At 41.8% G+C, this 12,301-nt stretch carries 7 protein-coding genes and 2 pseudogenes; all 9 read right to left on the bottom strand.

What is annotated here, in order from left to right; all coding sequences use genetic code 11:
* Window positions 1–71: 71 nt before the first annotated feature.
* On the bottom strand, window positions 72–911 hold the full coding sequence (locus AC27IJ_RS00490) for a transglutaminase-like domain-containing protein (protein WP_313256964.1): 840 nt from the start codon (window positions 909–911) through the stop codon (window positions 72–74).
* A 356-nt stretch (window positions 912–1,267) separates the two neighbouring features.
* Window positions 1,268–2,110: a Fic family protein gene (locus tag AC27IJ_RS00485; RefSeq protein ID WP_313256961.1), complete on the bottom strand. Its 843-nt coding sequence runs from the start codon at window positions 2,108–2,110 to the stop codon at window positions 1,268–1,270.
* A 54-nt stretch (window positions 2,111–2,164) separates the two neighbouring features.
* A pseudogene (gene tnpA / locus AC27IJ_RS00480) lies at window positions 2,165–2,574 on the bottom strand (IS200/IS605 family transposase).
* 82 nt (window positions 2,575–2,656) lie between these two features.
* Window positions 2,657–2,884, bottom strand: a complete 228-nt coding sequence (locus tag AC27IJ_RS00475) for a hypothetical protein (protein WP_312444974.1) — start codon at window positions 2,882–2,884, stop codon at window positions 2,657–2,659.
* Window positions 2,885–2,971: 87 nt separating this feature from the next.
* A complete protein-coding gene (locus tag AC27IJ_RS00470; RefSeq protein ID WP_487147247.1) occupies window positions 2,972–3,415 on the bottom strand; it encodes a single-stranded DNA-binding protein in 444 nt (147 codons plus the stop codon).
* A 57-nt stretch (window positions 3,416–3,472) separates the two neighbouring features.
* The gene (locus AC27IJ_RS00465) at window positions 3,473–7,657 is read right to left on the bottom strand and encodes an Ig-like domain-containing protein (protein ID WP_487147246.1); all 4,185 of its coding nucleotides are present in this window, start codon (window positions 7,655–7,657) and stop codon (window positions 3,473–3,475) included.
* Between the two features lie 22 nt (window positions 7,658–7,679).
* Window positions 7,680–7,817, bottom strand: a complete 138-nt coding sequence (locus AC27IJ_RS00460; RefSeq protein WP_312444977.1) for a hypothetical protein — start codon at window positions 7,815–7,817, stop codon at window positions 7,680–7,682.
* 183 nt (window positions 7,818–8,000) lie between these two features.
* The gene (locus tag AC27IJ_RS00455) at window positions 8,001–10,319 is read right to left on the bottom strand and encodes a DUF6273 domain-containing protein (RefSeq protein WP_487147245.1); all 2,319 of its coding nucleotides are present in this window, start codon (window positions 10,317–10,319) and stop codon (window positions 8,001–8,003) included.
* Between the two features lie 1,749 nt (window positions 10,320–12,068).
* A pseudogene (locus AC27IJ_RS00450) lies at window positions 12,069–12,191 on the bottom strand (polysaccharide deacetylase family protein); the annotation flags it as partial.
* Window positions 12,192–12,301: the final 110 nt, after the last annotated feature.

Below are 12,301 nucleotides of genomic sequence, written 5' to 3'. Positions count from 1 at the left end.
TGTTTTGAACAAAAAAAAGCTACCGATTATGATTAACCGATAGCTTTTCTTTGTAATGTAATATTCAATACTTATTTAAATTTGATAAACGGAGCACGTTCCCCATAAATGTATCCATAAGTGACATTAGGGAACTTTCCTTCCACACTTGATGGGATTTCGTAGCCAGTAGCCTCACAGTACTCCCCTAATTTTGCTAATTGCGGTTCACCACTTAAATAAATAGTTGGTGAATAGACATCTGCTACAGTAAAGTAATTATCTTTACTGGTTGGCTCATAAGCTAACCACACACCATCCACTAAAAACGCAGGATAAATATGATTGCCTGGACCAAGTCCACTTACAGGCAATCCGACACAGGCAGCTAGTAAACGAGCCGCATTTGTATATCCATCACAATTTGCTTTTCCGTCCACTAAACAACTGTAAGAATACTGTGTTCCGTCCTGATTTACATAATCCGCCTTTGTAATTCTCTTTGCAATCTGTACCACCTTTTCATAATCAGAGGAATTTCTCCAGTCAAAGCTATTCAAAAAGTTTCGAATTTCTGTTGTTAGACGTTCTAACTTTTCTTGGTCTACGCCATCCAATCCCGTGGCAGGATAATCTGTTAGTTTTGCAATAGCAGCTAATTCCATACCATCTCTAAAATAGGTTAGAGAATAAGGATCTCTGTTTCTTATGGCTAGATCCATAGCATACTGAAAACGATTATTGGATACGAAGAAGAAGTTATCCGGGTCACTCTTCCATGCAGTTGTACCAGTAACTGGACTCTGGACAAACCAAGATTCCATATGGCCTTTTAAGGGGTATTGCGGATCATACGTATCCGCAAAGGATGTTATTGCTATTCCAATCATTAACACTGCTGACATCGCTGCCACTAATAATTTCTTTTTCATACTCATATCCTCCTTTAAATCTATTTTAAAATCTCCGATTTGACAACTTTAAAAATTCGTGTTATTCTAAAGGTACAAAGGGTAGCCAACTCCACAGAGTGGCTTCCAATTATTGATTAATTATTTTAAAAATAATCACCCAAGGCTTTGGACGGCAGGGTGGTTATTTTTTTGTACCTTTGTCATTGCGTTTCACGTATGTAAGTATTGCAACGATTAACGCTGCAACATTTATGATCACCATAAATTCCTCATAAGTGTTCACAATCACCACCCCCTTTCGGAGATGGAAACCACCCAGCAGATTGACTACCACAATAATTATACCATTTCATGGTAGTTTTTACAATTTTTACTTATAACTCCATTCCTCTGTCTCTGCCAGGTATAAAACGTTCTTTCAGGACAAGGTCACGATTTCTTAATTGAAGCCCTTCGCCCGAAAGCAGATTTTTATAGAAATTTTCAAGGTATTGGTAGGTTTCTGTAATTCCATTCTTGTAGTCAGCAAAGTTTGCTCTCACAAGTGCATTTCGGAAATATTGACTGTAATCTTTAAATATAGTGTTGTCTACCTGGAAGCCCATATTATTTAGGTAGCAGTCCATAAATACTGCTGTTGTTCTGGTATTTCCCTCCATAAATGGATGTGCCTGCCAGATGGAGGAAGTAAATGAGGCAATTCTTTTTATCATCTTCTCCACAGTAAGTCCGGTATAACTTTTGCTTTTTTCAGTATCAAAATCGTACTCCAGCGTATCATCCAAAGCGGTATAATTGGTATACTTTACGGTATCCCCATTTAAGACCGGCTCTGGCTTATAAATATTAACTCTTCTAAATTGACCGGCATGATCATAGATATCTTTAAAAAGTTCCCTATGAATTGCCTTAAGTGAAGCAATTTTTAATGGATAACCTGGGCTGTCAAGAATACGTGCAATTCTGGCAGCTACAAGATCAGCCTCTTTGTTACGATTCTGGATGTCCTCTGCGGTTTCACTTTCATACCGTTTATATAGCAAATTTTCAATTTGCTGATATGTTAATTCACCTTCAATATTCGCTTCTGCCAGTTCAGACAGATACTTTGTAGGCTTAAGGCCATCAACTTGTTGGAGTCCTTTTGCGGCATCCCAATAGCTCCTTTTTGCTACTTTGTTTGTTGTCTCACTATAAACTTGGTATTCTTCAGCCAAAATATCACCCGCCTTTCTTTCAGCTATCTTTAAACTTGGATTTTTCGATTGTCCTCAAAGCCTTGGCATCCTTTCAGACGTTTTTGGGCTTTCTATATACTGTTCAATAACATTTAGCGGAGCGTTACCAACAGTGGACACAAAATAACTGTTAGTCCAAAGAGAAGGGAGCCGGGTTGTTAGTTCTTTAAATTCTTTGCGTAAAGCAGACGATGTATATCCTTTAATGCTACGAACCGCTTTATTAATTCCGAATTGAGGGTCTACTTCCATCTGTAAATGCACATGGTCAGACATAATTTCCATTTCCATTATATCAACTTTAATTTCTGAACATTTTGCTCTATCAGCTCCTTTAACCGTTCAGAGATTGCACCCACAAGTACCTTCCGCCGATATTTAGGACACCAGACCACATGGTATTTGCATGAGTAGACTACATTATTATTACTTCTATACTCCATACATGTATTATGCCACACCATTAAATCTAATGCAACAGACTAAATTCTTGTTCCATAGCCATGTGATACATCTGGTAATTTGTCAGGACACATTGGGTCTAAGTGATTTTACGGAATTACTTAAATCATTATATCTCTCTCCCAAGAGTTCAACACTAAATTCTATGGCTTGGATACTGGACTGTGTATCATCAAGCTTTTTGCATAATTTCTTGACTTCTTTTCTCTTTCTTCTTAATCCATCAAGAAATAATAAGCTAAAGGCTATACATATATCTATCAAAATATGGAAAAATAATTTGTTTTTCATAAAACATTCCTCTCATTACTTTAAGACTTTTATTCTATCGGTTAAACATATGCGGTTTTCAATGTACTGTTTGCTACGAAGTATGCACTATGTAGCTGATTTAGCTATTAAATGGACCTGATCCTCTACCCCTTCAGGGATATTCACAAAACCGTCACCTGTCGAACTAGAAGGATCTGGTCTGGAATTATCAGAAGAAGTATTTTTGCTGTCAGCAAATTCTTGATCATTCACAACAATATTAAAGGTATAAACTCTAACTCCATCTTTGTTTGTATAGCTTCCGGTCTGAATTCTTCCGGATACCAGAACTCTCATACCCTGACGAAAATACTTTTCTGCAAACTCTCCGGTTCTGTCAAATGCAACGCAATTGATAAAATCAGCTGTCTGCTCGTTACTGTCCTGATTCCTACGGCCTCTGCGATCAACTGCAAGAGTATACTTTGCAACCGCCATAGGCTTTTCTACCTCAGAATACTTTACTTCTGGATCACGGGTTAATCTTCCCATGATAAATACATGATTCATATCTTCCTCCTCTCCTCCTCTGCCTTTTTAGCAGAGGAGGTGTGTTTTCATAATGTTTTACTGTACCCACTGGCCTTTCTCATTTACTGAATAACCATCTGGTGTAATAGTATTGATCAAAAGCTTTCCTCTTGTTCCATCGGAAGCCGGGTTAAAGAAATACCATGCTGCCTGCCCCGCTTCATCAGGTATGTACTGCCACCCTGTAAGCATCTGGCCTTGGGTTCCGTCCATCGCAGTTTTTAAGTAAAAGGTATTTCCGTCCGGATCTGACTGCCAGCCTGTTACCATAAATCCCTCCTTGTCAAATCGAAACCATGAGGCTTTTTCCTGCTTTCCGGTTGCATAGGGATTACTGATATATGCCCATTCATCTGTATATGTCCGATTTGACGCAAAGATCCAATTCCCATTTGCCATCTGTGTCCAGGTTCCAGTTACGGCTCCTGCCGGAGCTGCCGGACCTTGGGTATTTCCTGTGGTCGTTACTCCCACGGAACGGGAACCTCCTCCACCGCCCGAAGAACCTTTACCTCCTCCGCCTCCGGAGGAACTACCAGAAGTGGTGTTATCCACTACTTTGAAATTAAGGGTTACAGTGACCGGATCGAACACCTTTCCGTCACTGATGGCTGCATAAACCGTAGCCGTTATGGTTCCAGTGTATGGGGATCTTCCCATAGCATCCTTGATCCAGCTGGCCATAATCTCTTGTTTCTCATTGAAAACTACAGGAGCCACGTTTCCTTCCTGATTCACCGTAAGAATTTTGGTATCAGAGGAGCGCCATAGAACATTCTTTTTCTCTTGGTTTCCTGAATATATGGAAGCATTGAACTTCTTACTTTCAAGTCCTTGCCATGAAATAACGGGATTGTTTGATTTTCCTGTCTTTGTAAGCACCAGATCGAATTTCTCGCTCTCCCGGTCTGCCTCGATGCATTCCGCTTGGAAGGTTAGTGTGATCTTACAGGAAGCAACCTTCTGGCCGTCTTTTGTTACGGCGGAGATCTCCACGCTCTTTTCTGCCCGGTACGGTGCTTTTGAAAGTGCTTCTTTGATCCAGGGTGCTGCGTCAACCGGAGTCACATTTCCTTCCTGATCAACCGTAACCGCTTCCGGATCAGAGGAGATCCAGTTAACGCTGCGGTCATAAGGCTTATGCTCTGCGGCATTCTCCACTTCCGGAACAACATTTGCGGTCACCTTTCTTGTCTCAAAGCCTTTCTTTTTAACTGTTTCAGAGTGGATATCCCCAGCCTTCTGAAAACCGAGATTATAAGAAAGTACCGTCTTATCCAGGGTGATCCCTTCCGGAATGATCCGTGTTTGGTCGTTGGTAACAAACTTTACTGTTACCTGGCATGTGGCTGTAGCTTGATTTCCCAGCTTATCCTTTCCATATACCGTAACATTTACGTCCCGGCTTCCGGTCCCGGATATCTTTGCGTACTTATCAGTCTCCCGGATACCGTTATCCGTTGCCATGACATTCCTGATCCAAGCAGAATCCTTCAAAGCTGAAACTGATGCTTCCCGGTATTCTTGGTTGTCCTGGGATACTAAAATCACCGCCGGGTCCGAACTTGTCCAGGTTACTTCATACCTGGAGAAAAAGTCCGGTGTAAAGGTTGCCGTTAATGATTGAGGAGCCGTTACCGTCACCGTTTCCTGCGGGTTAATCCGGTCCCCGGTTAAGGTCCTTGTTACCGTATAAGTAAGGGCCTGCTTATCAAGTGACGCCCCTTCCGTTGCCACTAAGGTATTATCCAGGATCTGGAATGTAACATTGATCCGGCTATTTGCCGTACAGGGCTTTCCTTCAAAGGAAGCGGAGGGCCTGGTTTGCGCTGTTAAGACCGCTATGCCGCCGTTCTGGTGACCGGCTCCATAAATCGTATTAGGGATCTTATACTGATAATTTTTATCTGCCTGGATTCTCTCTGCCTCTTCTATGATACTTGTGAAGAAGGAAGAAGAGAGATTCACGGAAAAGCTGGCCGATTTGACGGTATAGCCATCGGTTCCCTCATCATCGTTTTTCGCCAGATTTATAAGCTGGGAATCATCAATGCTCCATTTAACCCGGCCATCTTCCACATCATTATTAGCATCAATAATGGCTTTGATGTTCACCGGCTGAACTTCGGTTCCCTGCTCTAAGATTCCGTTGATATAACGGACAATGAGTTTTCCTTCCTTGTTCCGGATCTCCGTGGTCTTTACCGGATTCTTCCGGTTTCCAGTCCTCGTCTGTGTTACCGCAAAGGTATAGTTTTCCGGATCTACCTTGATTGACACGGCCACTTTTTTATAGACCGCTGATACGGATATATCTTCCTGCGGCATGGAAAAGGTATAGGCATGGCTGCCGTCTGAATAGGTAGTATTCTTCTTTATCCCTTTACCGTTGGTGTAGGTTGGAGTTCCTTCCATCTGGAACTTTTCTGTATCCGTATTCTTGGGAGCCGTTGTTACGTTTACCGTTGTCCCAGCTGCAATGGCCCCCCGGTGTTCCTTATCAAGTGGCTTGGAATACTGGGAGTTTCCCCTTACTTCCAAGGCAGCGATATCGTAAAAGTTCTGACCATTAGCCACCGTGTCGATCTGATTTATGTTCAGCAGATACCCTCTCACGGGACGGCCCAGGGAATTAGGGGCAAAATGATCCAGAATGTAATCTCCGCTTTCCTCATCCATGACGGTCAGGATGCCGTTTTCTAATTCTTCGTAAAAATACCGGTCTGATATGGTCTTTTTAGCCCCGCCTTGCACCAGAGTATAATAAAGGTCCCCGGTATGCCAGTACCCTACATGAGCAGCATAGGTATAGTCATTATCATCGTTGATCTCTGATCCGCATACATTGGCGCTGATCTTACTCTCGGAATCCGCAAACAGATAGGCCACATCCTCTATGTAATTAAAGTTTGTTGCGGCTCCCTTTCTGGTTCCAATGAAAGTCCCCTCTCTTGCCAAGGACCCAAGCTGAGAGTTTCCGATGCTCCCTTCAAACCGTGCCACTTTTATCTTCCCGGCTGCATATCTTCCGGTGATCCCTCCGATGGCTGTTGAATGATATCCGCCGATGGTTCCGCTGACATGGGTGTTGTAAATATTAGCTGCGTTCTGGTATCCAACGATCCCGCCGATGTAGCCGATTCCCTGAATTCTGGCCGTGGTACCGTCCCCGGTAGAAACATCTGAGTCTACGATATAGGAATCCGATGCGATCCCGGCAATTCCTCCGACATAAATCACATCCGTTCCGCCGGTGGCATCAATCATCACCTTTTCACAGGTTGCATTTTCAATAACGGTACCACTGACCTCTCCTGCAATTCCCCCGGAAATGCCAGTGGAACGGATATAGGCGTTTTTTACAGTTACATTCCGGATCTGGGAATTTTCTGCATATCCTGCCACAACTCCGGTCCGGTCTTTTCCCCTGATCTGGCTGCCATCCGGTATGATGATCACGTCATGGATTCCTGCGTCAATGATTGCCCCGAAGAGCCCCACGTTGTTATATGCAGCAAAGGAGGTAAGCTTTAAGTTCTTTATGGTATAGCCGTTTCCATCAAACTGGCCACTAAAGGGGTAAGGGACCGCACCGGAATTTTCTGAGGAATCCCGATAAAAGCCGATGGGGATCCAGTCTACCCCCTGTAAGTCAATATTTCCTCCAAGTGCAAAATAGCATCCGGAATAGTCACCGGCATACTTTACTCCTTCGGCTTCCGGGACCACCATTCCCATAGCAGCTAATTCTGAAAGGCCCATGAGCTGTTCCCTGTTTTTTATGAGATAGGGCTTTTCTCTCGTTCCCTCTCCCTGGCTTCCGCTTAAGAACTCAAAGCTGGTCTTTCCCGCCCAGAAATCCCAGATATCACCCAGGGAGCTGGAAGCTATGGCCTTTACCGCCATTTTAGCAGCAGGGAAGGCTGTTGCTGGAGACTCTTTCGGTATCTCCTCTGCTTCTGAAGAGGTGGCTTCTCTTAATTCCTCATCCACCATTTCATTAATTCTTAAGCCGGATTCCGGTTCTTTGCTGGCTTCTTTCTCTTCCTCCACCTTCTCATTAGCTCCTGTATCCCGATCCACCTCCGAAGGGGTGGCTGTCTGAACTGTTTTTACTGCAGTATCCCCGTTCTCCGCATATACCGCCCAGGGCGATACTGCAGTTATTACCAGGGCGGCACACACAGCGTATGCCAACCCTCTTATCAGTCTTTTTCCCATTCTTCCTCCTAATCTAGCCGATTCATACAGCCTTAAACTTGTCTTCTGATTCCTTGTTAAGCCTATACAGCTCCCGCCGCTGGTGGCCCAGCCCCGCAGATGTTATTATAATTGCGGCTGCAAGGCGCAAACTAATGATTCCTTTAACTTTTAACCTCATATTCCTTTCTCCTGCTTTATCCCGTACAATTTGTCTTCTGGTATCTTCTCAGCCAGTAATCTACCCTTTATCCACCAACTCCTTCCGCATGGGATTTACCACAAGAACATGGCCAAAGAAGAAACCGGATAATGCCAATATGGCAATTTAAAATAAAATAATAACGATACCAATAAATCCCTCCTATCCCTGCAGAACTGCCATGGCTGGCCTGATGCCAAAACCCGTCTCTTTTACGTTTACTGGCTGAATATTCCCATCGACCAGGCTGACCGCATAGATTCCCTCCCCATAAAGAAAGTCTTCCAATCCAACATCCTGCGGAGTGCGCAGATAATATCCTTTTGAATAAGCAGAAATCTGGGATTCCGGATTGTTTGTATCGCTTCCATAAAACTTCCAGAGAACATCCCGGTACTTAAGCGCCTCATCCACTGACAAAATAAATACCTTATCCTGCAAAAATTGAAACACCTCCTTCCTAGCCATAAGGCTATTGTCATCTAACTGCTCATAGCTTCCCTTCCATGTAGTCCCTATGTATGACCTGGTAATCCCAATATAGGTTTCATGAGCAAAAACATCAGAAGCATGATCCTGAAGCCATTCCCTAATATAAGAGTCTTTATAATTATTATTAAACCCAAAACTCAGTTTCTTTGCCGCACCATCCACGTCCGACCGGATCACGCTGTCACAAAGAAACAGAGCCGTCCGCTGACTGTTACCCATAGCATCCTCATAGTCCTCATCGATACAGCGGAACAGATAAATCATGCTTTCAAAGATACGGGCCTGTACATCGCCGATTCGGTAATGCACGGGTTCCGGCATTTCACTGGCCGATTTATAACAGATATCACAAATTCCGTCATGATCTGCATCCACATGTCCGGCCGCAGGTAGTATCACGATTTCTTCCTTACCGCATTTCCGGCACAGGACCATTTCATGGCCGTTTGACATACATGTGGTATTGACTTTATCTGTAACCTGATAATCATGATTGCAACTGTTTTCGTCATAGGATCTTTCAAATCCCACTCTCATAATCGTGTATTTCTCATAAGCTATAGTGAACTCGTCCATAATCAGGTCAGACAGATTTTTAACGTTCCGGAATGTCCGGCTTATGATCACGGTATTTGGTACATGCTTCTTTGCAATGAGATAGACCTCCTTCCGTTCTGTACCATCTGTCATTGACACCAAATTAAGAAGCCTGTCATTGCTTTCCTCTATACTCGTAGTAATGATTTGCTGGTCTGATGGCTCTCGGCCGCTAAGCCTAATATCCGCATCCTTTGCAATCTCCAGCCATCTCTTTAGCCTGTCTTTGGCCTCCTGGTCTGGATCAGCCTCTTCTGGAAGTCGATCCCCTCTCTCAAATTCAATGAAGTATTTCTGAGTTCCATTGCCGCTTACAATGACGCTCCATGGACTTGAAACAAGGGAATGATAATAATATCGGTCCGCACCTAAAATGGTTTCCGGAAAATCAATGATAAGTGACTTTCCTTCTTCTGTCCGTCCTTGCTGGGTTTTCAATATCTCGTTGCCATGATTTTCCCTTTCAACAAAATAAAGATTCCAATCTACTTTCCGGGCTTCCGATGGAGATGTCACGCTTTTTCTCTCGTAATAAATGCTAAGGACCATATGATCACTGCTCAGCTTAAAGCTTTCCTTCTGCCCTTCGCACAGCTCATATCCATCAATAACAGGCTGTATAATAGCAATTGTTCTCCCTTCCACCCCCACACCAGCTATAGCCTGTAATATGGTTTTATCTTTAACATCTATATACCTCACTGTGTAACTGCACTGTTTTCCTTCCACCTCCGGTTCTCTAATTCCCTCCGAGGGTTCTTCAAGTTCCGTAATCTCTGGCTCATTTTCTGCTTCTCCTTCTCCTGGTGCCGGATCCTTTGAATCACGGTCAGTCATAGTACCCTTATCTGGTTCTGCGTTGCTACCCCTGCTGCCTGATCCAGAACCGCCGGAACCTCCTCCAGAAAATTTACTTGACGATGCTGCCTTTTTAACAATGACTGTCTGTATCCCTTTTCCAGGTACATACTGCACCGTGCCGTTTTCATCAGTCCAGGCCCCAGAGGAATCTACTAAGTATCCATCAGGCGACTTTTCACTTAAGTACATAGCCCCTTCGGAATGATTATTTACAGATCGCTCAGCCAGGTAATAGCAGCGTCCATCTATCCATTGCCAGCCGATGAGCATCTTTCCCTTTGTCCCGTCAGAGACAGGATTTAAAAAATACCATTTGCCGTCAATCAACCTCCAACCAGTAGCCATATAGCCAGTATCATCAAAGTAATACCAGGCCCCACCTATCAGCTTCCAGGAACTCTTTTCATAAATTTGATTTTCCTCATATATCCAATGGTTTTCCTTTTGCATCCATGCGCCGTAGCTTGGAATTGGAACACTCGTTACCATTAGAACTGCACTTAATAAAGCAAAATATTTTTTTCTATTCATTGAAATCTATCATCACTCCTTACTATTTGTTTTTTTCTCCTGCCCATCTTACCTTTTCTTTGGCAAATCTCTTAGTTACTCATTTAACATCTTTCAACCACTGCGACTTTTCCATATTAAATAGAGCAGAAAGATATTCGGCAATGCTTTCGGTCTGCTTGCAAAGGAATGAATATATGGCTTCTGTAGGGTTTAATACTTTAGATATTCCTGGAAAAAGAATTTTTAGGAAAAAAGTTATATAATATTTTTAGTCTGGATTTATTAATAAAATTATGGAAAGTAAATGGAGAAGTAAATAAAAATCTAAAGAAAAAGAATTTGAATTGCCGGACTGGAAGATAAGCTTGATACGCTAAAGTTCACACCTTTTTATAGAGAAAAACTACGATGTTCTTTAGATCCACATAATTATCTTTTACGTAAATACCCAAAATACCTAATCAATTAATCGATAAACTTAATCCTATTGCTTATCCGTAAATTAATTTCATAGAAAAAGAGTATTTTCTTATAGCAGTATTTAAAGATAAGACTCTTTTCACTTAATATAACCATGCAAACTAGTCAGCCGCAAACCACAAAATACACTTATAAAGGAATAAAACGAAAACAGAATGTAAGTATGAGTAATAGTTCAGAAATGCAATTAAGAAAGTTATGTAAGCTTAGAAGTCATAATTTTCCGCAATCAATACGTTCCATGAGACTTATTGAAAATTCTCAAAAGAAAAAAATACACCACTCCTTTCAGACGGATATTTTACATAAAATAAAAGTAGAAAAATTGATTTTTAAAAATTTTGCAGCCACTAAACAGCAAGCTATTTAACGATTACTACGTGTAAATATAATGATAATAAAAACATTAGTTTTATGCGACAGTAATAAAGTGCTGCATTAAAGAGCACTAACATATTACTCTCCATATAGAAGAAACAATGAAATACACGGAATAAGCCTATTATCACCTCTGCAACAATAAACCGGAATAAATAAAACTTGCTAAATACAATTATTAAAAATGGAAAATTACGAAATAGACTTAGATATGGGAAAAGAATCTCCTGCTTTATCAGGCAATGATATAGTGTGGATTTGATAGGATTTTGTTCAAAGAAAACGGGAATATTTGTCGATACTGACTTGAAAAATAAAAGATCACTGTAATACTGTTTTTAAAAAATTCAACTGCATGCTTACATAATTCAAGAATAAAAATAAAAATCAACCAGGCCTTTTCTACTTTGCAAATCCGCTTTTAGCAATTGGACACCCCATCTAAAGAAAAAACTCCCTGCAATGCAAGGAACCTTCTAACCGTACATTTATCACATCTAACGGTAAAAGGAAACACCCTAACTGCTTATTTATCACCCAGCGATGAAATACCAAGCAAGCGGCTCACGACTTACATTAGCAGTATACAACAAACTGAGCTGAAAATCAACATGCTCATGAAGAATATATACAAGCTATATTCTAAAACAATATGTACTCCTTCCATAAAATAACACAGTTATCCCCAATGATCCATAACTATAGAAAACTTTTAAACTCCTCCCATCACGACCATTTTACAGTTTCCTATCCAAATTCTTTATTAAATAAATACCTGACATCCTCTGAAAGAAAAATTACCGACTAGCCAGAACTCTCAATATTCAAAGCCCCGGTTATCTCTTCTTTAGGAATCATCACACACTCCTCAATATTTCCCAAGCTCACTGACATAGCATCTGAATCCTGTCAATCAATCAGCAACTCATCGGCCGTAACAAAGGTATATCCCTGCTTTGTCAAAGTATCAATCACCTCCAGGGCTGCTTCCACCGAAGTCGGGTACGCATCATGAAGGAGGATAATATCCCCATATAAAAGAAGAGCTTGCTCCGGAGTCTCATTATGAAACTCCGGAGCAAGCCTTATCAATCCCATTCTGCACAAAAATCTACTTATGGGCTATCTTTTCAATTCTAAGT

It is taken from the genome of Lacrimispora sp. YZC11 (assembly GCF_057543815.1).
Note: the sequence above shows the minus strand (reverse complement) of the source record. Positions and strands in the feature narration are given on the sequence as shown.